Source organism: Nocardia sp. NPDC056064 (genome assembly GCF_042266925.1).
Lineage (GTDB): Bacteria > Actinomycetota > Actinomycetes > Mycobacteriales > Mycobacteriaceae > Nocardia.
In genome coordinates, this window is record NZ_JBHJWO010000001.1 from 438,830 (window position 1) to 462,489 (window position 23,660).

22 protein-coding genes are annotated in these 23,660 nt (G+C 70.7%); 11 read left to right on the forward strand and 11 right to left on the reverse strand.

From position 1 onward, the window contains the following. Window positions 1-31: 31 nt before the first annotated feature. Window positions 32-1,039 carry a YeiH family protein gene (locus tag ACFC06_RS02125; RefSeq protein WP_375926845.1) on the reverse strand — a complete coding sequence of 336 codons (1,008 nt, stop codon included), beginning with the start codon at window positions 1,037-1,039 and terminating at the stop codon, window positions 32-34. A 118-nt stretch (window positions 1,040-1,157) separates the two neighbouring features. Between ACFC06_RS02125 and ACFC06_RS02130 the strand changes: the two genes are divergently transcribed. The 3 genes from ACFC06_RS02130 to ACFC06_RS02140 all read left to right on the forward strand — a co-directional run bounded on the left by ACFC06_RS02130 (window position 1,158) and on the right by ACFC06_RS02140 (window position 3,648). Further along, a complete protein-coding gene (locus ACFC06_RS02130) occupies window positions 1,158-1,742 on the forward strand; it encodes a YdcF family protein (protein ID WP_375926848.1) in 585 nt (194 codons plus the stop codon). A gap of 36 nt (window positions 1,743-1,778) precedes the next feature. Further along, a complete protein-coding gene (locus ACFC06_RS02135; RefSeq protein WP_375926851.1) occupies window positions 1,779-2,729 on the forward strand; it encodes a LysR family transcriptional regulator in 951 nt (316 codons plus the stop codon). A gap of 82 nt (window positions 2,730-2,811) precedes the next feature. Beyond that, window positions 2,812-3,648: an IclR family transcriptional regulator gene (locus ACFC06_RS02140; RefSeq protein ID WP_375926855.1), complete on the forward strand. Its 837-nt coding sequence runs from the start codon at window positions 2,812-2,814 to the stop codon at window positions 3,646-3,648. A gap of 1 nt (window position 3,649) precedes the next feature. Here the strand turns inward: ACFC06_RS02140 and ACFC06_RS02145 are convergent, their stop codons facing one another. Further along, complete coding sequence (locus tag ACFC06_RS02145) at window positions 3,650-5,344, reverse strand: FAD-binding dehydrogenase (RefSeq protein WP_375926858.1); 1,695 nt, start codon at window positions 5,342-5,344, stop codon at window positions 3,650-3,652. Window positions 5,345-5,441: 97 nt separating this feature from the next. Between ACFC06_RS02145 and ACFC06_RS02150 the strand changes: the two genes are divergently transcribed. Both ACFC06_RS02150 and ACFC06_RS02155 read left to right on the forward strand, forming a co-directional pair. Continuing rightward, complete coding sequence (locus ACFC06_RS02150) at window positions 5,442-5,654, forward strand: hypothetical protein (protein WP_278262076.1); 213 nt, start codon at window positions 5,442-5,444, stop codon at window positions 5,652-5,654. A 276-nt stretch (window positions 5,655-5,930) separates the two neighbouring features. Continuing rightward, entirely contained in the window at window positions 5,931-6,500 is a 570-nt protein-coding gene (locus ACFC06_RS02155) for a cutinase family protein (RefSeq protein ID WP_375926862.1), read from the forward strand. Between the two features lie 9 nt (window positions 6,501-6,509). Here ACFC06_RS02155 and ACFC06_RS02160 read toward each other — a convergent pair whose 3' ends face one another. Further along, window positions 6,510-7,112, reverse strand: a complete 603-nt coding sequence (locus ACFC06_RS02160) for a TetR family transcriptional regulator (RefSeq protein ID WP_375926866.1) — start codon at window positions 7,110-7,112, stop codon at window positions 6,510-6,512. A gap of 148 nt (window positions 7,113-7,260) precedes the next feature. On the opposite strand from ACFC06_RS02160, the gene ACFC06_RS02165 reads away from it, so the two are divergent. The 5 genes from ACFC06_RS02165 to ACFC06_RS02185 are packed head-to-tail and all read left to right on the forward strand — an operon-like array spanning window position 7,261 to window position 11,579. Further along, window positions 7,261-8,487 (forward strand): alkane 1-monooxygenase, encoded by a 1,227-nt coding sequence (locus ACFC06_RS02165; RefSeq protein WP_375926869.1) that lies wholly within the window; start codon window positions 7,261-7,263, stop codon window positions 8,485-8,487. Continuing rightward, window positions 8,484-8,660, forward strand: a complete 177-nt coding sequence (locus ACFC06_RS02170; RefSeq protein WP_375935145.1) for a rubredoxin — start codon at window positions 8,484-8,486, stop codon at window positions 8,658-8,660. The genes ACFC06_RS02165 and ACFC06_RS02170 overlap by 4 nt, the downstream gene beginning before the upstream one ends. Continuing rightward, entirely contained in the window at window positions 8,657-8,839 is a 183-nt protein-coding gene (locus ACFC06_RS02175) for a rubredoxin (protein ID WP_375926872.1), read from the forward strand. Before ACFC06_RS02170 ends, ACFC06_RS02175 begins: the two co-directional genes overlap by 4 nt. Beyond that, window positions 8,836-10,017, forward strand: coding sequence for an NAD(P)/FAD-dependent oxidoreductase (locus ACFC06_RS02180; RefSeq protein ID WP_375926875.1), 1,182 nt, complete (start codon window positions 8,836-8,838; stop codon window positions 10,015-10,017). The genes ACFC06_RS02175 and ACFC06_RS02180 overlap by 4 nt, the downstream gene beginning before the upstream one ends. A 35-nt stretch (window positions 10,018-10,052) precedes the next feature. Continuing rightward, on the forward strand, window positions 10,053-11,579 hold the full coding sequence (locus ACFC06_RS02185; RefSeq protein WP_375926878.1) for a DUF4246 domain-containing protein: 1,527 nt from the start codon (window positions 10,053-10,055) through the stop codon (window positions 11,577-11,579). 99 nt (window positions 11,580-11,678) lie between these two features. On the opposite strand, the gene ACFC06_RS02190 is transcribed toward ACFC06_RS02185, so the two are convergent. The 5 genes from ACFC06_RS02190 to ACFC06_RS02210 form a co-directional block, all read right to left on the reverse strand. Further along, window positions 11,679-12,881, reverse strand: coding sequence for an alpha/beta fold hydrolase (locus ACFC06_RS02190; protein ID WP_375926881.1), 1,203 nt, complete (start codon window positions 12,879-12,881; stop codon window positions 11,679-11,681). Between the two features lie 148 nt (window positions 12,882-13,029). Then, window positions 13,030-15,063 (reverse strand): SDR family oxidoreductase, encoded by a 2,034-nt coding sequence (locus tag ACFC06_RS02195; protein WP_375926884.1) that lies wholly within the window; start codon window positions 15,061-15,063, stop codon window positions 13,030-13,032. A gap of 314 nt (window positions 15,064-15,377) precedes the next feature. Continuing rightward, window positions 15,378-17,009, reverse strand: a complete 1,632-nt coding sequence (locus ACFC06_RS02200; RefSeq protein WP_375926887.1) for an ABC transporter permease — start codon at window positions 17,007-17,009, stop codon at window positions 15,378-15,380. Then, a complete protein-coding gene (locus ACFC06_RS02205) occupies window positions 17,006-17,935 on the reverse strand; it encodes an ATP-binding cassette domain-containing protein (RefSeq protein WP_375926890.1) in 930 nt (309 codons plus the stop codon). The genes ACFC06_RS02200 and ACFC06_RS02205 overlap by 4 nt, the downstream gene beginning before the upstream one ends. A 3-nt stretch (window positions 17,936-17,938) precedes the next feature. Next, complete coding sequence (locus ACFC06_RS02210; RefSeq protein ID WP_375926893.1) at window positions 17,939-18,562, reverse strand: TetR family transcriptional regulator; 624 nt, start codon at window positions 18,560-18,562, stop codon at window positions 17,939-17,941. A gap of 65 nt (window positions 18,563-18,627) precedes the next feature. Here ACFC06_RS02210 and ACFC06_RS02215 point away from each other — a divergent pair, with 65 nt between their 5' ends. Continuing rightward, window positions 18,628-20,559 (forward strand): acyl-CoA dehydrogenase, encoded by a 1,932-nt coding sequence (locus ACFC06_RS02215; RefSeq protein WP_375926896.1) that lies wholly within the window; start codon window positions 18,628-18,630, stop codon window positions 20,557-20,559. A 4-nt stretch (window positions 20,560-20,563) separates the two neighbouring features. Here the strand turns inward: ACFC06_RS02215 and ACFC06_RS02220 are convergent, their stop codons facing one another. From ACFC06_RS02220 to ACFC06_RS02230, 3 genes are all read right to left on the reverse strand, one after another. Further along, complete coding sequence (locus ACFC06_RS02220) at window positions 20,564-21,163, reverse strand: phosphatase PAP2 family protein (RefSeq protein ID WP_375926899.1); 600 nt, start codon at window positions 21,161-21,163, stop codon at window positions 20,564-20,566. Between the two features lie 22 nt (window positions 21,164-21,185). Beyond that, entirely contained in the window at window positions 21,186-22,064 is an 879-nt protein-coding gene (locus tag ACFC06_RS02225) for an NERD domain-containing protein (RefSeq protein WP_375926902.1), read from the reverse strand. A 114-nt stretch (window positions 22,065-22,178) separates the two neighbouring features. Then, window positions 22,179-23,576 carry a DUF2252 domain-containing protein gene (locus tag ACFC06_RS02230; protein WP_375926905.1) on the reverse strand — a complete coding sequence of 466 codons (1,398 nt, stop codon included), beginning with the start codon at window positions 23,574-23,576 and terminating at the stop codon, window positions 22,179-22,181. Between the last annotated feature and the right edge of the window lie 84 nt (window positions 23,577-23,660).

The following is a 23,660-nucleotide window of genomic DNA, read 5'->3' on the forward strand; positions in this document are numbered from 1 at the left end:
CGGCCACCCCTGTGGTCGCCCCGGAGCCCGCTCACCACCAGCCGGTGGCATACATCAGAGCCAGACTCGACAGCCCGAGAACCAGGCCGAGCGACCCGCCCAGCAGCAGGGGGCGGGCCCCGGCGGTCCGCAGCCGGTCGACGCTGAGCGAGGTGCCGATGGCGGCCAGGACGACGGCTATGAGCCAGCCACTGACCGTCCCCAACGGCTGGGTCAGGGCGGGCGGCAGGATGCCCAGACCCGCGACCACCGAGGCGGCGAGGAACAGCACGACGAACAGCGGGAACGCCTGGCGCAGCGAGCCCTCCGGCGCGCCCGTCTCCGCGGCCAGCCGGCGCCGCCCCAGATGCAGGCCCAGGCACAGCGGCACGATGGCCAGGCTGCGCACCAGCTTCACGATCACCGCGAAATGCGCCGCGCCCGCGCCGAAGACGACACCCGCCGCCAGCACCGAGGACGTGTCGTTGATGGCCGTGCCCGCCCACAGCCCGAACGCCTCCTGCGACATACCCAGCGCGCGGCCCAGCGGCGGATAGATCAGCACCGCCGCCACATTGAAGACGAAGATGGTGCCCAGCGCGTAGGCCACCCGCTGCCGATCCGGCCGCAGCACCGCGGTGGCCGCGGCGATCGCCGACGCACCGCAGATGGTGGTGCCGACGGCCACCAGCGTCGCCGATTCCCGGTCGACCGCCAGCATCTGCCCCACCACGAAGGCGGCCACCGCGCCGACCAGCAGGGTGCCGATCAGCACGATCGCGGTCTCGCGCCCGACGCTCAGGACCGAACCCACCGGCAACCCCAGCCCGAGCAGCACGATCGCCACGCCGAGCAGCCGCTGCCGGGCGAGATCGAGCCCCGGATCGACCACCGCCTCGGCCCCGCGCGTGCGCCGCAGCACCATCCCCGCCGCCGCCCCGGCTGCCAGCGCCAGCACCGGCACCCCGACCGTCGGCAGCGCCGAGCCCACCGGCGTGGCCACGGTGGCCAGCAGTGCGGCGAGGACGAGACCGGGAGCGAGGGTGCGTGCGCGATTCACCCCTCCACCTTCGCCGAGCCGAAGATTCCGAGGTAGAGACCGCTTTCGGAGGTACTCATAAGTGTGGCTTATGGCTTTGCGGCCGCGCCGGAGTGCCCGGATGTGCTTTCCTGGAACGGTGCGGAGAGCAACCCGGCTGACCGTCGGCGCCGGAATCGGACTGATGCTCTGGGGCGAGTGGGCCAACTGGCGCGCCTCGCGCCGGTTCGTGGGCGAGGTCCCCACGGGCACCGAAGCCGTGGTCGTCCTCGGGTATCGCGACACCGGCCCGCGGGCCAATGCGATGAACCGCTGGCGGGTCCGCGCCGGACTGCGCTCGATCGACCCCGCCGCCCCGGAATCGCGGCTGGTCCTGTGCGGCGGCGCCTGCGCCGGACCGGTGAGCGAGGCCGCGCTGATGGCGCGCTACGCGACCGAGGAGCGCGGCTACCGCGGCGAGCTCGCCCTCGACGACGCCAGCCGATCCACCTGGGAGAACATCGCTTTCGCGCTACCGCTGGTCAAGGACGTCGACCGGATCAAGATCGTCTCCCTGCCCACCCACGCCGAGACCGCCCGCCGCTACCTGATCGAGCAGAGCCCGGAACTGGCGCCACGCCTGGTCCGCGGCCGCGACTACCGGTTCGGCGAGTGGATGCCGCTCAAACCGCTCATCGCCGTCTACGGCGTCGTCAAGGACATCCAGCGCCGCACCGGCGCCTGATGCGGTGCCCGCGCGGGCGTCACCCATAATCGGCGCATGACCCTGCCGCCCGGAACCCCCGACCTCGAGGTACTCGCCCTCCTGGTGACCGTGGCCGAACTGGGCAGCCTGGGCGCCGCCGCCCGCAGACACGGCATCAGCCAGCCCGCCGCGAGCATGCGGATCAGCGCGCTCGAACGGCGCCTGCGGGTCAAGCTGCTCGACCGCGGCCCGACCGGCTCCGAACTCACCGATGCCGGACAGGCGGTCGTCGCCCACGCGCGCACCGTACTGGCCGCGGTCGGCGACCTGCTCGACGACGTCGGCAGGCTGCGCGCCGAACAGGCACCCCGGCTGCGCATCGCCGCCTCGAAAACCATTGCCGACCATCGCATTCCGCACTGGCTGGCCGCGCTGCGCGCCGAGCGTCCCGAGGTGGTGATCGCGCTCGAGGTGGAGAACTCCACCCAGGTCGCGGCGCTGGTCCGCGACGGTGGCGCCGACCTGGGCTTCGTGGAGGGCCCGCATCCGCCCGCCGGTCTGGGCAGCCGCGTGCTCGGCACCGACGACCTGGTCGTGGTCGTGGCGCCCGACCACCCCTGGGCGCGCCGGGCCACCCCCGTGACGCTCGGCGAACTCGCCGGCACCGCGCTGCTGTGGCGCGAGCCCGGCTCCGGGACCCGTGACACCGTCTGGGATCTGCTCAGCACCGCGGGCGCACCGGCCGGACCCGCCGCCGAACTGGGCTCGGCGGCCGCGATCGTCGCCGCCGCCCGCACCGGGATGGCGCCCGCCGTGCTCAGCAAGCTCATCGCCGCGCCCGATCTGGCCTCCGGCGCCCTGATCGAGATCCCCTCGGCCGACAGCGCCCGGCTGACACGCAAGTTCCGCGCGATCTGGCGGCGCAACACCCCACCGTCGGGTCCGGCCGAACTGCTCGTCGAGCGGGCCGCGCGCCTGGAATCGGCCCGATCCCCGGCGCCGGAAAGGTCCGAATCACCCCGGTGAACCGGTCGGTACAGCGAAATGGTGCATATGCGGAGCCGACGGCTCTAGTCTGATAGCGCTACGCACTGTGGAGGTTGGATCAATGACGGTCGAGATCGTGACCGAGCCGGCGCCGGAGGACCTGTGGACCGGATCGGGCCGCGCGACCGGGGCGCCGCCGACGTCGATGATCGAGCGGATGACGCTCATCCTCGACGCGTTCGACGCCACCACCCCCACGCTGACCCTGCTCGGCCTGGCCGAACGCACGGGCCTGCCGCGCTCCACCGTGCACCGCATCCTCGATCAGATGATCCGCCTGCGCTGGCTCGCCCACACCCCGGGCGGCTACCGGCTGGGCCTGCGTGTGCTCGAACTGGGCGGGCTGGCCGCCGAGCAGAACGAACTGCGCGAAGTGGTCGGGCCGCTGCTCTACGAGCTGAGCCAGCGCACCGGGCTGATCGGGCACCTGGCCGTGCTCGACGGGCGCGAGGTGCTGTTCCTCGACCGCTCCGGCGGACGCAGCCGGGTCGCCATCCCGACCCGCGTGGGCGGCAGGCTGCCCGCGCACTGTACGGCGGTCGGCAAGGCGCTGCTGGCCACGCTGGAACCCGGGATCGCCGAGGCGTCACTGCGCGGCAACACCGTGCCGAGGACCGCGCGCACCATTGTCGACCGCGCCGAACTGCATCGCGAGCTGACCCGCATCCGCAACCGTCAGGGCGTGGCCGTGGACACCGAGGAATCGCTGCCCGGCGTGGGGTGCGTGGCGGTGCCGATCCGTGGTCGCGGGGTGGCCGTGGCCGCGATCTCGCTGTCGGGCACCGTGCACGGCGACCGCAGCGCGCTCGACACCGCCCGCCTGGCTCGTGCGCTGGCCGAGGTCGCCAAGGAGGCGGCCCGCACCCTGGCACCCCGGCACGGCCGCCCCCTGCCCTGACTCAGCCGCGCGGCGCCTTCGCCATCGCGCGCCCGGCCGCCCGGCCGGAGAAGATGCATCCCCCGAGGAACGTGCCCTCGAGCGCGTTGTAACCGTGCACGCCGCCGCCGCCGAATCCGGCGACCTCGCCCGCGGCGTAGAGCCCGGGGAAGGCCGAACCGTCCGGGCGCAGCACCTGTGAATCGAGATCGGTCTGCAAGCCACCGAGCGTCTTGCGGGTCAGGACGTTGAGCCGTACCGCGATCAGCGGGCCCTCGGCCGGGTCGAGAATGCGATGCGGCTTGGCCACCCGGCCCGCCTTGTCACCGAAGTACTTGCGGGCGTTGTGGATCGCGGCCATCTGCGCGTCCTTGGTGTAGGGATTGCGCACCTCCCGGTCGCGCGCGACGATCTGGCGTTCGAGATCGGCGGCGTCGAGCCGCGGGCCGCGGGCGATCGCGTTCATCCCGTCGACGAGTTCGGCCAGCGTGTCGGCGACGACGAAGTCCACCCCGTGCTGCTTGAACGCCTCCACCGGGCCCGGCGCGCCCTTGGCGACGCGGCTGCGCAACGTGAGTTTGAGGTCCTTGCCGGTGATGTCGGGGTTCTGCTCCGACCCCGACAGCGCGAACTCCTTCTCGATGATCGTCTGATTGAGCACGAACCAGGAGTAGTCGTGCCCGGTCGACAGAATCCGGCGCATGGTCTCGTTGGTGTCGAAACCGGGGAAACACGGTGCGGGCATGCGGATGCCGTCGGCGTCGAACCACAGCGAGGACGGGCCGGGGATGATCCGGATGGCATGGTCGGGCCAGACCGGGTCCCAGTTGTTGATGCCCTCGGTGTAGTGCCACATCCGGTCCCGGTTGACCAGCGAGGCACCGGCCGCCTCGGAGATCCCGAGCATCCGGCCGTCCACATAGGCGGGGACACCGGAGATCATCGTCTCCGGGCACGGGCCCAGCCGCTCGGTGGGCCAGTTGCGGCGGATCAGCTCGTGCGCGTGGCCGATCCCGCCCGAGCTCACCAGCACCGCGGGGGCGTGGAAGTCGAACTCGCCCACCACATCTCGGTTCGACGCGACACCGCGCTCGGTGTCGCTGTCGGCGAGCACGCTGCCACGGACCCCGGTGACGGCGCCGTCGCTGACGACCAGCTCGTCGACCCGGTGCCGGAAAGCGAAGCGCACCAGACCTTTCGCCTCACCCACGAGCACCGGTTCGAGGAAGACGCGCAGCACCTCGGGACCGGTACCCCAGGTGAGATGGAACCGCGGCACGGAGTTGCCGTGCCCGTCGGCCAGCCCGCCGCCACGCTCGGCCCAGCCGACCAGCGGGGTGACCCGTAAACCCAAGGCGTGCAGGTAGTCCCGCTTCTCGTCGGTGGCGAAGCGCACATAGGCCTGCGCCCACTGCCTGGCCATCCGGTCCTCGTCCTCGCGGTCGAACCCGGCCGAACCCAGCCAGTCCTGCAGGGCCAGCTCGTAGGAGTCCTTGATCCCCAGCCGACGCTGTTCGGGGCTGTCGACGAAGAACAGTCCGCCCAGCGACCAGAACGCCTGCCCACCGAGATTGGCGCGATTCTCCTGGTCGAGCACCAGCACCTTGCGTCCGGCCAGGACGAGTTCGTGGGTGGCGACCAGGCCCGCGAGCCCGGCGCCGACGACAATCGCGTCGGGAGTGAAATCTGCTAGCGGATCAGGCGCTGTGCTCGACATGCCCTGGAACGTAGCATTGGTGGGTCGGGGGTAGGGGAGAAGTCCTGGAAAACGCCCTGACCAGCGATGTTTCGTCGAGGAAAGGCCCACGATTTCCATGAAGGTCCGCACCCGTACCGGCGCCGCCGTGCTCACTCTCGCCGTCCTGGCGGGGCTCGGCGCCACCTCCTGCTCGAAGACCCGCTGGTGCGAGCGCGATCAGGGCGACGTCCTGGTCGCCGACTCCTACTGCGAACGCGGCGTCGCCGGCTACGAGTGGGAGCCCGACCACGACAAGCCCAAGTACAAGAAGAAGCCCAAGAAGCACTGATTCCGTGCCTGCGGCCTTGCGCCGCAGGCGATTCCGAGACGCGATCGTGGCACAAGGGATGCCGAGTTCGCGCCGTGCCGATGCCGGTCAGCGGGTATTCCCACCCTGAGCGCGCCGAATGCCCTTGCGGTGGACGGTGATCGCTCATTTCTCTATTTCTCACAACGGCGTGAGTGGGTGGGCACGATGACCAACCGGAAGGTAATTCGAATCGGCGTAGGACGGACAGCGCGAGCGCTGGCGGTGGTGCTACTGGCCGCAGGGATCGGGACAGCGATGTCCCAGACGACAGCGATGGCGCAGAACTGCGCGAGCATCGATGTCGTCGTCGCCCGTGGCACCAACGAACCCGGCTACCTGGGAGCGGTCATCGGTGACCCGCTCTACGCGGTACTGAGCGCTCAGCTACCGGTCGACACCACCGCCCACCGCGTCGAATATCCCGCCGACCTGCTGGTTCCCTCCTCGGTCAGCGACGGCACCCGGGCGATGACCGCGCACGTGATGGCCCAGGCCGCGGCCTGCCCCGACCAGCGCTTCGTCCTGGTCGGCTACTCGCAGGGCGCCGCGGTGACCCACGGCGTGCTGGGCTCGCCCGCCATGATGCTGCTGCCCGGGATGTATGTGCTGCCCGGGGAACTGTCGTCGCGGGTGGTCGCGGTGCTGCTCTTCGGCGATCCGCTGCGGCTGGTGGGCCAGGGCGTCGCGCCGCTGTACGCGGGCCGCACGGCGAACTACTGCACCGCGGGTGATCCGGTGTGCGCGGGCGGGATCTTCCCGGCCGCGCACGGTGCCTACGGCTGGTCCTTCGGGGCGGCCGCCGGGCAGGTGAACGCGCGGTTGTGAGCCCGCCGCTCAGGCGCCGGGCATCACCCCGGACAGGACAGCGCCGATCTGCGCGACCGCGCGATCGACGCTGCCCGTCGGCTGGAACAGGTGACTCAATGTCAGCCGCACCATGATCTCGACGATGCCGACGACCTCGTCGTCGGTGAGCTCGTCGAAGCGGTACTGCTCGCGCACGGTGGCGGTGAGTGCGGCGACGGCCCGGCCGAGCACCGGCTCCGGATCGCTGACCAGCGCGGGCAGCAGGGCGGTGTCGGCGTCCTGCCGGGCCGAGAGCACGGCCTTGATCAGGGTGTTGTCGCCCGCGGTTCGCAGCGTGTACTCCGCCGCCGCGGTCATCCCGGCGATCGGGTCGGTGCGGTGGGCGGCGAGCGTTTCTGCGATCCCGGTCAGGTAGATCCCGGTCTCGCGCTCGATCAGCGCGTCCGCGAGCGCCTGTTTGGTGCCGATCTCCTTGTACAGCACCGGCCTGCTGATGCCGACTTCCTTGGCCACCCGCGACATGTTCACCGACCCCCAGCCCTCGGTGATGACCATCGTGCGGGCGGCGTCGAGCATGCGATCGCGCAGCAGCTGACGCATTTCGGCGTGAAAGTTCGGCGATTCGGCCACCTCCGCAGCATACATGTGCCGGTCGATCGACACGTTCGTTGACAATCTGGCCAAATGTGTATCCATACGGAACACAAACCGCTATGTTGTAAACGAAGGCGACTCCGGATGAGCATCTGTCCGGGTCTCGGCGATGAGGAGAATGGCAATGACGACATCTCGGATCGGTGACCACGACGCGTCCACCGCGCCACCGCACTGGCGTGATCCCAAGCGCTACCTGTGGCTGTTCGGTCTCATCGCCCCCAGCGCGACACTGCTGGCGATGGGCTTCGTGTGGGCGTTCGACCAGCTCGGCTGGCAAGCGGTCGCGCCGGTGTGGTGGTGGCTGGGCCCGATCCTGCTCTACGTCCTGCTGCCGATCCTGGATCGCTTCTTCGGCCCCGACGGCGAGAATCCGCCCGAGGAGGTGATGGCGCGGCTGGAGAACGACCGGTACTACCGCTACTGCACCTACGCCTACATCCCGCTGCAACTGGTCAGCCTGGTCCTGGCCTGCTACCTGTGGACCGCGACCGACCTGTCGTGGCTGGGTATCGACGGCGGGCTGGGACTCGTCTCGAAGATCGGCCTGGCCTTCACCATAGGCGCGATGGGCGGCATCGGGATCAACACCGCGCACGAACTCGGCCACAAGAAGGACGAACTCGAACGCTGGCTGTCCAAGATCACTCTGGCCCAGACCTTCTACGGCCACTTCTACATCGAGCACAACCGCGGCCACCACGTGCGGGTCGCCACGCCGGAGGACCCGGCCAGCGCCCGGTTCGGCGAATCCTTCTGGGGCTTCCTGCCGCGCAGCGTGTGGGGCAGCCTGAGCTCCGCCTGGGAGCTCGAGCGCACCCGCCTGCAGCGCCTGGGCACCAGCGTGTTCTCGCTGCGCAACGACGTGCTCAACGCCTGGCTCATGTCGGTGGTGCTGTGGGGCGCGCTGGTCGTGGCCTTCGGTCCGGCGATTCTGCCGTTCCTGCTGATCCAGGCCGTCTACGGCTTCTCGCTGCTCGAGACGGTGAACTACCTCGAGCACTATGGACTGCTGCGGCAGAAGACGGCCTCGGGCCGCTACGAGCGCTGCACCCCCGAGCACAGCTGGAACTCCGACCACATCGTCACCAACATCTTCCTCTACCACCTGCAGCGCCACAGCGACCATCACGCCAACCCCACCCGCCGCTACCAGACCCTGCGCCACATGGACGGCGCCCCCGAACTGCCCAGCGGCTACGCGAGCCTGATCGGCCTGGCCTATCTGACGCCGCTGTGGCGCAAGGTGATGGACCATCGCGTCCTGGCCCACTACCAGGGCGACATCACCCGGGTGAACATCCAGCCCGCCAAGCGGGAGCGGGTCCTGGCGAAGTACGGAGCGGCCTGATGTCCTACGTCTGCCCCGTGTGCGACTACGTCTACGACGAGCGGAACGGCGCTCCCCGTGAGGGTTTCGCCCCAGGCACCGCCTGGGAGTCCATTCCCGACGACTGGTGCTGCCCCGACTGCGGCGTGCGCGAGAAGCTCGATTTCGAACCGGCCGGAGAGGTGTCCCGATGACCGACTACAAGCTCTACCAGTGTGTGCAGTGCGGATTCGAATACGACGAGGCGCTGGGCTGGCCCGAGGACGGTATCGCCCCCGGCACGCGCTGGGACGAGATCCCCGACGACTGGTCCTGCCCGGATTGCGGTGCGGCCAAGGCCGATTTCGACATGCGGGAGGTGAGCCGCGGATGAGCGGGCGTGTCGTCATCGTGGGCACCGGTGTCGCCGGTGCCACCGCGGCCCAGACCCTGCGCCGCGAGGGCTACGCCGGCGAGATCGTGCTGCTCGGCGCCGAACCCGACCTGCCGTACCGGCGGCCCGCGGTGTCCAAGGAACTGCTCGCCGCCACCGCCTCGTTCGAGCGCGTCCTGCTGAAACCGGTCAAGTTCTGGGCCGACAACGCGATCGAGCTGCGCCCGGCGACCCGGGTGGAGTCCGTCGACACCGACCGGGCCACCGTGCGTCTGCACACCGGTGAACAGCTCGGCTACGACAGCCTGCTGCTCGCGACCGGCGCACGCGCCCGCACGATCGAGACCGGCTCGCCGCGGGTGCACACCCTGCGCGGCCGCGCCGATGTCACGGCATTGCAGTCGGCGATCGATACGGGTGGTTCGCTGCTCGTGCTCGGCGGTGGACTGATCGGGTGCGAGGTCGCCGCGACCGCCCGCGGGCTCGGCGCGCGGGTCACCCTGCTCGAGGCGGGCCCGGCCCTGCTCGACCGGATCGTGCCCGCGGCGGTCTCGGAGGTGGTGCGCGCACTGCATCGCGAGCACGGCGTGATCGTCGAGAACGATGTCAGGACAGCCGAACTCGCCGAAGGCGGCGAGGGTGTCACGGCCACCACCGCGGACGGCCGCGTCTTCGGCGCCGCCGCCGCGCTGATCGCCATCGGTTCGGTGCCCGATACGGCGCTGGCCGAGGCCGCGGGCATCGCGGTGAACGACGGCATCGTCGTCGACCAGCATTACCGCACGTCCGCACCGGGGGTGTTCGCCGCCGGTGACGTGGCCAGTGCCTTCCATCCGCACCGCGGTGTCTTCGAACGCGCGCAGCACTGGAATGCCGCGCTGTCCGACGGCGCCGCCGCGGCCAGGGCGATCCTCGGCCTGCCCGCCACACCGGCCGAGATCCCCTGGGGCTGGACGGATCAGTACGGGGTGTCGATGCAGTTCGCCGGGTGGATGCACCCGCACGACGAACTGGTGGTCGAGGGCGATCCGGCCGCCCGGGACTTCCTCGCGGTGGCTCTGCGCGAGGGTCGCCCGGTCGGCGCGGTCGCCATGGCCAGACCCCGCGAGCTGCGGGCCGCACGCGCGCTCATCGCGGCGGGTGAGCCGTGGGCCGCGGAGCCTGCGCACGCCCGGTGATCGTGTCGGTGCGCTGAACTATCCTCGGCTGCGCCATGATTGATCTCACCGCCTTTCCGCTGCCCTTCCACGTCGCCCACAGATGCCCGGTCGCACCGGTCCGCACCCTGCGAGAACAGCAGATGATGCAGCTCAGTGCCCACATCCGCGCCAAGCCGCAGTGGTTCGTCAAGCGCGACGATCCCGGGATCGAGGCCAAGTGGACGCGGGAGGCGGCCGAGCAGGGCCTCACCGAGGCCCAGATCCGTTATGTGCTCGCCGAATTGGCGTCCTACGCCGCACAGCGCGACGAGCGGACCGGAATCGAGGTGTCGGCCGTGGACGGCGTCTGGCATTCGGACTCGCTGATCGAGGACGAACTGCGCGACCGGCTCGCCGCGGCGGTGCGGCCCCTCGAAGATGTCCCGGATGCCGAGCTGGACTGGCATCCGGGCTCCGACGGTCAGGTGCTGGATCTGGTTCACCCCTCGCTGTTCTGTCGCGTGCGCGGGGTGAGCCAGGCGGCGGACGCGCCGTGGCCTGCGACGGATCGTGGCATCGCTCGGTACGCGCTGTCGGAGAAGTTCCAGTGGCTGCCCACCGATGTCGAGGTCGGTGCCGACGGCGAGGTCGAGTTCGCCTCCTACGTCAACAATGTCCATCCGGAGACCCACCGCGATCTCGCGGCGGTGCTGCCGGTGCTGTTCGCGCGGATGCGGCCGCTGTTCGAGAACGTGCTCACGGATCTGCGTCATCCGCGGCCGCCGCGGATCACCGCCGATCCCTTCGACTGGTATCCGGCGGATTGGGACGGGGAGGAGCCGGAGGAGCCCGGCGACGATGCCGACGAGGCGGCCTGGGAGGCCTACGAAGCAGCCTCGGAAGCCTACGACGAGGCCGCCGACGAGCGCTGGCGGAACCGTCGCCCGATCGTGCCCGACGCCCCGGAATACGACGCGCCCGCACCGGTCGACGACGCGTCCCGGGTCGATCTGCGCGGCAGGCGCCTGCAGGTGATCGTCAAGCTGGCCACCATCCACCTCACCCCGGACAAGCCCGAATACCCCGGCGGCTCCTGGCATGTCGAAGGCATGATGAACGAGCGCATCGTCTCGACGGGCATCTACTACTGGGACGCGGCGAACATCACCGACAGTGAGCTCGGCTTCCGCGCCGCCATCGACGACCCGCACTACGAGCAGAACGACGCGACGGGCATGCGCGAGGTCTACGGCCTCGACGACGAAGACCCGCTGAACCAGTTCCTCGGCTCGGTCCCGACGACAGCGGGCCGCTGCCTGGCCTTCCCGAACATCCTCCAGCACCGCGTCGCCCCCTTCCGCCTGGCCGACCCCACCCGCCCCGGCCACCGCAAGATCCTGGCGTTCTTCCTGATCGACCCCACCACCCCGATCACCTCCACCGCCGACATCCCACCCCAGCAACCCTGGTCGCCGACCACCACCATGACCCGCGCCGAAGCCGAAGCCTTCCGCGAGGAACTCATGAAAGAGCGCAAGTACTTCGTCGACGAACACAACGAAGACCTCTACGAACGCGAATTCTCCCTCTGCGAGCACTGATTCGCCGTGGAAGGGCCGACGCCTACCGGTTACCGGCGTCGGCCAACGTCGGCGCGACCGGGCCATCCGCCGTGTCGGACCGCTGTGGAGCGGTCGGGCTCAGCGCAGGAGGTCGGTGAGGGTTCGGGTGGTGGGTTCGGGAAGGTAGATGGCGCACCGGCTGATGAGGGCGCGGATGGCGTGGGTGGCTTCCGGGGCGAGGGGAGCGTGGTCGAGGATGTCGAGTTCGTTGGCGAGGGTGAGCAGGGCGAAGTCGGGGAGATCGGCGGCCGTCAGCGGGCGGGTTTCGCCGGTGAAGCGGTCGGTCAGGGGGAGCGGGGATTCACCGAGGTGCGGGTAGGTGGCCGCGCGATCGCAGGCGCCGTAGTGGTAGACGAGGGACTCGGCGGTGGCGCCGAGGGCGGTGCGGAGGCGGGCGCGCTGGCCGGGGCCCAGCAGCGGGTGGGGGAAGCCGTCGGTGCCGTAGGTGGCGTGGGTGAGGGCGGCGAGGCGGACCCGGGGGCCGCCACCCAGGGTGGTGACCAGGTCGTGGACGCGCCGCAGGTGATCGAGCAGATCGCCGCCGGGGTGGTCGAGCAGGGCGGCGCCGAGTTCGCGCAGCAGCGCCAGGGCGGGCCACGTCGAGGCGGTGTCCGCGAGGATTCGGGCCAGTGCCGCGGGCTGATCGCGCGCGACGAGGTGACCGGCCCCGGGCACGTGGGCCACCGTGGCGTGGGGAGCGAGGTCGAGCAGGTCGGCGGCGTCGGCGTCGGTGACCGCTGAACCGAGATCACCGCGGACCAGCAGGATCGGCAGGTCGAGACCGGCGGTGATCTGCCGCAGCCGCGGCACCTGGGTGAGCGTGTCCTCCACGAAATCCCGGTAGCGATCGAGCAATCCGCCCGCACCGAGGAAACCGCGGACCCGGTCCGCGTCGAGGCCGGGGACGACATCCACCAGCACCAGACCCGCCACCTTCGCGCGCGTGGACGGATCGGCGAGCGCCGCCACGGCGGCGAGCCCGCCCAGCGACGCGCCGACGATCACACAGCCGGGTTCGGCGTCCACCAGTGCGGCGACATCGGCCGCGCACGGTGCCAGTGCGTCCAGTGTGCCGTCGCTGTCGCCGTGTCCGCGCTGGTCGAAGGCCACACAGCGCAGCCCGTCCGCGACGAGGCTGTCGACGACCGGCGCCCACACCCGGCGCCGTTCCCCGCCCGCGTGCAACAGCAGAACCGTCGGCCCGTCACCCACCTCGTCGCCGCGCAGGACGGCATCGGGACGGACCAGGTTCCTGGGTCGGAATACGTTGTGCTCGCCCATGACTCACCCCCACGTCGAGTAGCTCGACGCCGAGGCTACCCCGCCCGGCCCACGTCCGGCAGGCCGAGTGAGGACGCGCTCGCTCCGGACGCGAACGGCCCGGTCACGACCGTGGACAGGTCGTGACCGGGCCGCGTAACCGCGGGAACTACCAGTGCACGCCCGGCAGGATCCGGCTCATCCGGGCCGCGGAACCCGGAACCACCATGAGCGGGGTGAGCACGGGCGCCAGCGCGGTGAGCGCGTTGCGGGACGGCTCGGCGGGTGCGGCGGGCTCCACCGGCTCCGCGACCACGGTCGCGACGGCCGGTTTGCCCTGGGCCGCGGTGGATTCCCCGAACAGGCGGAAGCCGGTGTGCATGATCGTGCGCTTGAGCGAGGGCAGGAACATCTCCACCGCCTGGGCGAACGTCCCGACCGGGGTGTCGATGCGGTCGGGCCGCTCGAGCAGCGCGCGCACGACGATATCGGCGGCCCGCTCGGGCTCGGGCAGCGGCAGCGCCCGGTACAGATCGGTCGGGGCGACCATGGGCGTGCGCACCAGCGGCATCCGGATCGAGGTGAAAGTCACTCCGGCGCCGCGGTTCTCGACGGCGGCGATATCGCTGAAGTTGTCCAGCGCCGACTTGCTGGCCGCGTAGGCGGCGAAGCGCGGAACCTTGGTCTGCACCGCGATCGAGGAGATGTTGACGATGTGACCGAAGTGCCGCTCCCGCATCGAGGGCAGCAGCGCCAGGATCAGCCGCACCGCGCCGAAGTAGTTCACCGCCATGGTGCGCTCGAAATCGTGCATGCGGTCGACCGAATTGGCGACCGAACGGCGGATCGAGCGGCCCGCGTTGTTGATCAGGTAGTCGACGTGACCGTGCTCGGCGAGCACCTGCCGCACCAGGGTGTCCACGCCGGCGGCATCGGTGATGTCGCACGGATAGGTGAACGCGGTGCCACCCTCGGCCCGCACGGATTCCGCCGCGGCGGTGAGGTCTTCGACGCCGCGGGCCACCATGAGCACGATCGCCCCCCGGCGCGCGACGGCCTGCGCCGTGGCCAGCCCGATACCCGAGGACGCGCCGGTGATCAGCACCGTCCGGCCCGAGAGCGGATGTGCGTGCGGGGCCGGGCGGCCGCGGTTCGGGTCGAGATTGGCCCGCCAGAAATCCCACAGCTTGTCCGCGTAGGTGGCGAAGGCGGGCACCGTCAGCCCGGGCAGTTGCGCGCGGGTGGACTCGGAGACGAACTCGGCGGTGAATCCCACGTGCGGTGCCACCGCCGCCGGAATCCCGGCCTGCTCGAACAGGAAATCGCGCACCGCGTGCGCGCCGGGCAGATGCCCGATCCCGGTGAGCGCGCGGGCGCTGCCGGGCACCGTGCCGATGCCCGTGGGCCCGCCCGCGGCCGTGGCCAGCGCGCGGTAGATCTCCCCGAACGGCTGTGGCTCGGGGTTGACCAGGTGGAACGTGCGCCCGTCGAGGCCCTCGCGCCGCACCAGGCGCACCATCGCCTCGGCGACGTAGTCGACCGGCACCACATTGGTGGCGCCGAGATCGGGCAGCGGCAGCGGCAATTCGGCGGGCAGCGCCGCCAGCGCGGAGATGGCGGAGAAGAAGTAGTAGGGCCCGTCGATCTTGTCCATCGCGCCGGTACGCGAATCACCGACCACGATCGCCGGCCGGTAGACCCGCCAGCGCAGGTCCTCGGCCTCGCGGACCAGTTTCTCGGCCGCGAACTTGGTGCGGTGGTACGGCGAGGTGAGGTTCTGCCCGAGGTCGAAGTCCTCCTCGAAGAACTTGCCGCGGTGATCACCCGCGACCGCCACCGAGGACACGTGGTGCAGCACGGCGCCGAGCTTGCGCGCCAGCGCGATCACCGACCGGGTGCCCGCCACATTGGCTGCGTGCGCGGTCTCCTCGTCGGCGGTCATGTCGTAGACCGCGCCCAGGTGCAGCACGTGGTCGGCCCGCGGGGCACCGTCACCCAGGCCCAGACCGGGGGCCGTGAGGTCGCCGACCAGGGCGAACACGCGGTCGCTGTCGGGGTGCTTCGCGGTCAGTTCGGTGAACTTGGCCAGCGATTCGGCACGCACCAGCACGTGCACGATCGCGGTGGGATCGGCCGCGAGCAGCCCCTGCACCACTCGCCGACCCAGAAATCCGGTACCGCCTGTCACGATGTAGGAAACCATCGCCCCTCCTGAAAATCTTGGAAAACGCCTGTCGCGCAACAGTGATCCGGCATGCGGCGGTGGATGCGGAGACCGACGGACGAAGTCCGGCTGCACGGTGGCGGGAATGAGAGAACCGGGCACATCGTCGTCCCGGGTACGCCTACCGTACTCGTCAGTAACTTGTTCGGGCAAGCGCGCGGCGGCCGATACCCGTGTGGGGTTTGTCACCCGTTGTCGCAGGTCAAAGGGTGTGTGTGACAGACCATTTCAGTAACTCGCGGTTTCGGACAACATGCCGCTACCGGGCCGCGGCGGCCCGGTAGCGGCTGGGGTCAACGCAGATCGCGGCGCCGGAAGGCGAGGACTCCCACCGCGAGACCGGCCGCCGCGACGGCGAGCAACCAGGCGAGCGGTGCCGGTGCGAAGGCGGCGCCGGGCAGCTTCGGCGGATGGATGAACGGCACCAGATCCAGCATCCACTGCGGCAGCCCGCCGAGCGAGCCGAGCAGGAAGACCACGATCATCGCGCTGAGCACGGCCCAGGCGAGCGCGGCGTACTTCGGCACCACACCGAACAGCAGCATCGCCACGGCGGTCAGCACCCACACCGCGGGCAGCTGCACCGCCACCGCGCCGAGCGACTGGCCGATCTTGTCGGCCGTCCCGCCCTCGGTCGCGCCCCACACCACGCCGATGCCCAGTCCGCAGACCAGCAGTGCCACCGCGGGCCCGGCCACCGCGAACAGCAGATGACTGCTCGCGTACCGCACCCGTCCGACCGCGGCCGCCAGCACCGTCTCGGCCCGCCCGGAGTTCTCCTCCTCGTGCAGCCGCAGCACCGATGACACCGAATAGGCGGCCGCCGCGGCGGCGAGCATGGTGATCGCGTAGGCGATGAACGACTTCTCCAGATCGGCCGAACCACCGAGGGAGGTGACCACGTCCTTCAGCGTGCCCGAATCGTCGAGCATGCCGCCGATGCTCTGCACCGCACCGCCGATGAGCAGGCCGTAGAGCCCGAAGCCGATCGTCCAGGCGAGCAGCGAGCCGCGCTGCAACCGCCACGCGAGACCCACCGGGCCAGCCAGCCCCGCACCCGCGGCCGCCGGACCGGCGCGATCGGCGAGCATCCCGGCACCCAGATCGCGCGTGCGCAGCAACTGATAGGCGAGGGCCGTGGCCAGCGCGCCGAGCGCGGCCAGCAGGATCAGCACCCACCAGCGCTCCTGCGCGAACGGCCGGATCTGCAGGCACCAGCCCAGCGGCGAGAACCACGACAGCACGCCGTTGCCCGCGTCACCGACCGCGCGCACCGCGAACGCCGCCCCCAGCGCCGCGAACGCGACACCCCGGGCGATGCGCGCCCCGCTGCTCACCTGCGCGGCGACGGCGGCGATCGCACCCCAGACGAACCCCGACCCGGCCAGTGCCGCCCCGAAGGCGACCGAGCCCGCGACGGGCAGATCGGTGGCCATCAGCGAAGCGGCACAGACGATTCCGGCCACCGCGGCGGCGCCGTAGGTCAGCAGCAACGCGCCCGTGAGCCCGGCGAAACGGCCGATGCTGGTGGCGCCCACCAGTTCCGCGCGACCGGTCTCCTCCTCGACCCGGGTGTGCCGGACGACGGTGAGCACCGCGGCGATGGCGATCAGCGCGTACATCGCCCCGGCCTTCCAGGTGCCGATCGAGCCCAGCGCGGAACTGAAGACGGGCCCGTACATGGCGATCAGCGCGGGACTGGCCGCGGTGGTCGCGGCGAACTGGTCCAGTTGCTGCTGGGTGCTGTAGAGGTCCTTGATCGAGACGATCTGCAACGCGGGCATGAGCCCGATCAGCAGCGCCCACAGCGGGGCGATCACCCGGTCGCGGCGCAGCGACAGGCGCAGCATCTGCCCGGTCCCCGCGAATTCGCCTGCGCCGAAGGGGGTTTCGGTGAACGGCGGCCGGGCCGCGACGGTGGTCATGCCCGCACCGCCGCTTCGCTCGGGTCCTGGTCGACGTGGTAGTGCCGCAGGAACAGGTCTTCCAGGGTGGGTGGCGCGGAGGTCAGGCCGCGCACCCCGGCGTCGCCGAGGACCCGGATGAGTGCGCCCAGGTGTTCGGCGTCGACCTGGCAGCGCAGGGTGGAGCCATCGCGTTCGACATCGTCGACGCCGGGCAGGGCGGCCACGTCGCCGGGATCGCCGGTGAGCTCGGCGGTGATGGCGGTGCGGCTCAGGTGCCGCAGCTGATCCAGCGAACCGGATTCGACCGTGCGGCCCGCCCGGATGATGGTGACCCGGTCACAGAGATGCTCGACCTCCGACAGGATGTGACTCGACAGCAGCACCGTCGCCCCGCGACCGGCCGCCTCGCGCACACAGTCCTGGAAGACCTGTTCCATCAGCGGGTCGAGTCCGGAGGTCGGCTCGTCGAGGATGAGCAGATCGGCGTTCGCCGAGAACGCCGAGACCAGGGCGACCTTCTGCCGGTTGCCCTTGGAATAGGCGCGCGACTTCTTGGTGGGATCCAGTTCGAACCGGTCGATCAGGGCGTCCCGGCGCTGCTGGTCGATCCCGCCGCGCATGCGGGCCAGCAGGTCGATCGTCTCACCGCCCGACAGCGACGGCCAGAGCGTGACATCGCCGGGGACATAGGCGATCCGGTGATGCAGGGCGACGGCATCGGTCCACGGATCGCGCCCGAACAGGCTCGCTTCGCCACCGCTCGCGCGCAGGACGCCGAGCAGCACGCGGATCGTGGTGGACTTGCCCGCGCCGTTGGGGCCGAGGAACCCGTGGATCTCGCCGGGCCGGACCGTGAGGTCCAGGCCGTCCAGAGCGGTGAAACGGCCGAACGTCTTGCGCAGGCCCCGGATCTCGACGACCGGGTCGGAGGTGGCAGTGGGCATCTTCTACTCCTCGGTGAGGGTGTCGAACAGTGTCGAATCGGTGAGCATGCCGTGGGTGTAGAGCTCGAGCGCGGGCATCGTCAGCTCGTCGGAGAGATCGCGGATCGCGGCGCGGTAGTCGAGCTTTCCTTCGCGCTGGATGCGCATCTGCATGGCCAGGTTCATCGCCCCGACGTGGCAGAGCACGATGTAGCGTGCGCGCGCGGCCGGATCGCGGCTGGGCTTGATCATGCCCTCGGCGACCGCGGTCTGCAGGTACTGCTCGGCGTCGCCGATCATGTGCTCGAGCAGCGATTCGGCGAGCGCGCCGCCGGCCTGGAAACTGCGCAGCATGTACGCGACCAGGGGCGCGTAGACCTCGACCTCGGCCATCGCGTTCAGCATGGCGGTCGGGCCGCTGGTGCGGATGACGCGCAGCTTCTCGTCCCGGATGATCTCGAGCACCCGCTCGTCGCAGGTCGCGCGCAGGCCGTCCTTGGATCCGAAATGGTGATTCACCAGGCCGGGAGACACGCCCGCCGCCGCGGCGATGGCCCGGACCCCGACCCCGAATCCCTGTTCGCCGAACAGGTTGATCGCGGTGTCGCGGATGCGGGCTGCCGTACTCAGATCGAGGGTTGAACGCATGTTCAATATGTTAAACGCGCGTTCAATCCCTTGGCAACCCCTTCCGTCCCGCTAGTGTCGAAGACATGGCTACCGGCACATCGACGACGGCAGGACATCTCCGCGCGGCACTGGACGGACCGTGGCGCGACATCAGGGAACAGGCGCGCGTACAGCTCGCCGACGACAGCTTCACCGACGATCCGGAACTCGACATCCACGCGGCCAGGGCCCGGGTGCTCGGGCAGATGAAGGCCATCGCCACGATGGGCTATCCCGAGCGCGGCTTCCGCCCCGAGAACGGTGGCACCGGCGATCCGGGCGGCGCGGTCACCGGGCTGGAGATGCTGGCCTACACCGACCTGTCGCTGTGGGTGAAATCCGGTGTGCAGTGGGGTCTGTTCGGCGGCGCGGTGGAGAACCTGGGCACCGAACGCCACCGCGACTACATCGAACGGCTGATCTCGCTGGACCTGCTCGGCTGCTTCGCGATGACCGAATCCGGCCACGGCAGCGACGTGGCCGACCTGGAGACCACCGCCACCTACGACCCGGCCACCCAGGAATTCGTCATCCACACCCCGACCCCGTCGGCGCGCAAGGACTACATCGGTGGCGCCGCCGTGCACGCGCGGATGGCCGCGGTCTTCGCGCAGCTGATCACCAACGGTGAGAAACAGGGTGTGCACTGCCTGCTGGTGCCGATCCGCGACGAACTCGGCGCCGACCTGCCCGGCGTGACCACCTACGACGACGGCCTCAAGGGCGGCCTGCCCGGTGTCGACAACGGCCGCATCGTCTTCGACCACGTCCGGGTCCCACGGGAGAACCTGCTCAACCGCTACGCCGACGTCGCCCCGGACGGCACCTACAGCTCCGAGATCGAGAACCCGAGCCGCCGCTTCTTCACCACCCTGGGCACGCTGGTGCGCGGCCGGGTGAGCGTCGGCGGCGCCGCGGCGGCGGGCACGCGGGTGGCGCTGAGCATCGCCGTGCGCTACGCGCTGGCGCGCCGCCAGTTCTTCGATCCGGACAGCGGTGAGGAGACCCTGCTGCTGGACTACCGCAGCCATCAGCGCAGGCTGCTGCCGCTGGTCGCGAAGTCCTTCGCGCTGGCCTTCGCGCAGAACGACCTGGTGCGCCGGATGGACGTGATCCAGCGCGGCGACGAGACCGAGCCGGCCGCCCAGCGCGCGCTGGAGAAGCGCGCCGCCGGGTTCAAGGTCGCGCAGACCCGGCACGCGACCAGGGCCATCCAGGAGTGCCGTGAAGCCTGCGGCGGCGCGGGCTATCTCACCGAGAACCGCCTGGTGACCCTCAAGGCCGACACCGATGTGTTCACCACCTTCGAGGGCGACAATGTGGTACTCACCCAGCTCGTCGCCAAGGAACTGCTCACCGCCTACTCCGACGAGGTCCGCGATCTCGACGCCATGGGCTGGGTGAAGTTCGCCGCCACCATGGCCGGTGACGTGGTGCGCAAGCGCTCCGGTGTGCGCCAGCTGATCCAGACCCTGCGCGACCGCAGCGACGAGACCGTCGACGAGGGTGACCTGTCCAAGCGCTCGGTGCAGCTGCAGCTGTTCGCCGACCGCGAGGACTACCTGCTGCGCACCGCCGCGCACCGGCTGCGGGCCAGGGCCGCCGACACCGGCCCGTTCGAGGCGTTCAACAACGCCCAGGACCACATCCTGGCCGCGGGTTCGGCGCACATCGATCGCCTGGTGCTCGAGGAGTTCGTCGACGGCATCGCCACCATCGAGGACGAGGAGGCCAGGGCACTGGCCGAGACCGTGTGCGATCTCTACGTGTACGCCACCCTCGAGGAGAATCTGGCCTGGTACATCATGCACCGGTTCATGTCGGTGGAGCGGGCCAAGTCGGTGCGCCGCGGCGTGAACGAGCTCGTCGACCGGCTGCGGCCCGACGCGCTCACCCTGGTCGAGGCGATGGGTGTGCCGGAGACGATGCTGCGCGCCGAAATGCTGCACGACGCCAGCGTTTTCGACCGCCGATAGCGGATCAGCGGCGGCCCGGCCCCCTGGGCGGGGCCGCCGCGAGCCCGCATCCGGCGATCGCCATCGCCGCCGCGGCCGCCGCACCGCCGAGCACATCGGTGAGGTGGTGATAGCCCAGCTCGAGCATTCCCGCCGCGCTGGACACCAGCGCGAGCAGCGTCAGTGCCGTGACCGCGATCCGCGCCCGCGTGCCGCTCACCAGGCAGGCGAAAGTCGTTGCGACGGCGACCAAGTGGACGGTGTGCCCGCTGGGATAGGCGAGATAGTCGTGTAACTGCCTGTCCCACAGCGGTTTCAGCAACCAGGCGTTGACGGCGACGGCGAGCGCGGGCACCACGAGCATCGTCGCCGCCTCGCGTGGGCGCCCGCGCAGCGCGAACCAGGCGAACGCGGCCAGCCACAGGCCCAGCACCACCGGAGTGTTGCTGGGCGCGACGAGCCAGTGCGCCGCGCCGGGGGACAGGGCGTCGGTGACCGGGACCGCGACGGCGGTGTCTAGCGCGGTGGGCCCGTCGTCGGCGGGGAAGGTCAGCGGGAGGGCGACGGTCAGCGCGGCGCCCGCGCCGACCGCGGTCACCCGGGCAGCGCTCGCGCGGTCGATCACCGCCGTGACGATAGCGGGTGGGTCAGGCCGGACCGTAGGTGAGCACCGCGGTCACCACGAACCACAGCACCCACACGATCGCGATGACCATGCCGATGGCCAGGGTGATCCGCAGGAACGCCCGGCCGAAATCCAGATCGCCGGTCACCCTCGGGTAGAGCTTCCACGGGCTGTACCAGGGCGCGACCAGGCCGCCGCTCTGCGCCTCGCTCTCGAGCCGGGCCTGCTCCTCGGCATAGGCCTCGGCCTGGGCCTGGGTGGGCCCGCCGTGCCACAGCGTCACGTCCACCGGGCCCAGGAAACCCTCGTTGAGCAGGTCCTGCGGCGCGGGCAGGTAGGGCAGGATGCCCAGGCCGCGGAAGGCGACGGCGATGTCGTTGGCCGTCCAGAGGTTGTGTTCCTTGGCGGCCAGCACCTCGAAGTACTCCTCGAGCCGGTGCGGGTCGTCGGTGACGATCACATCGAAACTCGGATCGTTCCAGCCCTGGTGCACATCGATCCGCGCGCCCCGCATGGGCACGATCACCCCGAGCCCGTGCACCGCGCGCTGGCCGAGCCCCCGCGCGGCCAGGTAGTCCTGCAGGGCGAAGGTGTGCTCGCGCGAGCGCTCCAGCGGGGTCGACTTCTCCGCGCCCGCGAACCGCGCGATCTCGCCGGAGACCATCCAGGGGCCGTTGAGCGGGATCTCCAGCACACCGTCCTGCGGCGCGGTGAAGGTCTCGGCCTCGATCACCACACAGCTCGTCGGCGTCCAGACCACGGCGTCGAAGTGGTGCAGCCGGTCGTTGTGGAACAGGCCGCAGTTGATCGTGGCCACCCCGTGCGGGCTGGCCGGGTCCTTCCAGGTGCGCAGCCAGTCGATCAGTGCCAGCTCGGCATCGGTGCCTGCCGCATTCTGCACGCGCACGAGCATGGAGTCCGCCCTTCTGGGTCGTTGGCGCCGCGGGCCGAGAACCGTTGGCGTACATCGTAGCTCGATTAGCGGCCGTTGCCCGGCAGGATGCGGGGGCGGGTGTCAGCTCGGCTCGGCGTCGAGCTCGCCCGCCTCGACGGCGGCGACCAGCGCGGCGTGGTCGGCCTCGGTGCGGTCGGCGTAGCGCACCGCGAAGCGGGTGATCGCCGTCTCGAAGCGGTCGTCCTCCTCGCCGTCACCGGCCAGATAGCCCGCCAGCGTGCGCGGATCGAGCGAGCGCGCGTGCGCCCGCGCCAGCAGCGCACCTGCCAGCCGACCGTAGTCGTCGAGGTCGTCGGCCGAGAGCCCGGCCGGGTCGATGCTGCCCTTGAGATTGCGGAACTGGCGGACGATGAACGGCAGCGGCTCGTCCAGCGCGACGGTGGTCCAGCCGAGCAGGATGTCGGTCTCGGACTGCACGGTCCGCGCGCCCACCACGATCCGCTCGCCCTCGTGCCGGTCCGCGCCCGCGGGCAGGAACGGCGCCAGCGCCGACGGCCGGGCCTGCTTGACCTGCAGCACCAGCGACTCACCGTCGTTGCCGTGCAGCAGGGCCACATAGCTGTGCAGGCCGACACTGCCCGTGCCGACGATCCGGAAGGCCACATCCGAGACGGCGAACCGGGCCAGCAGATTGCGCCGCGACTCGCGGATGGTGCCCGCGTACTGCTCGAGCCCGTCGATCACGGCCTCCCGCACCGCGTCGTCGACGGGAGTGAGAATCGGCGGATCGCTGACGAAGCGGTGCTTGCGGATGCCGGTCTCGTGGTCGTCGAGATGCTCGGTCCACTTCGCCACCACCTTGGCGCTGGTGTTCTTGCGCGCCTTCTTGGCGGCCTTCTTGAAGTCGTCGAGCAGATCCTCGGCCTTGGCCGAGGCCAGGATCGACTCGTCGGGCAGCGCGCTCCAGGACTGCATGAACGGCATCTCGGCCAGCTCGGCGACGGTGCCGCGGTAGGAACGGGCCGCATCGCGGGCGGCCCGGGCGCAGTCGTCCTCGTCGGCGCCGCTCTCGCGCCCGGCCAGCACCAGGCTGGCCGCGAGCCGTTCCAGATCCCACTCCCACGGGCCCAGGATCGTCTCGTCGAAATCGTTGATGTCCATCACGATCTCGCCGCGCTGGGTGCCGTAGAGCCCGAAGTTGGCCGCGTGCGCGTCGCCGCAGATCTGGGCGGGCAGGCCGCTGTCGGGCCCGGCCGCCAGATCGGCGGCCATCAGCCCGGCGGCGCCACGGAAGAAGGTGAACGGCGAGGCGGTCATCCGGCCGATCCGCAGCGGGATCAGCTCCGCGATGCGGCCCTCGTTGCTCGCCGCGACGAACTCGCGCACCGTCGGCCGGTCGGGGGCCGCGGCGTCGCGGTCGCGCCCGGTCACGGGGGCCCGTTCGGCGGCGGCCCGGCCACGCGCGAAGGCGTCCTCGGCGGAGAGATAGGAGCGCAGATCAATACCACTGTCGGACACGACGGTCCACGGTAGCGGGTCCGGCGGCGGTCGGCACCGGGGACGGCGGCGCACGGGTGATCCGCTGCGGTGTGTCGGCGTGGC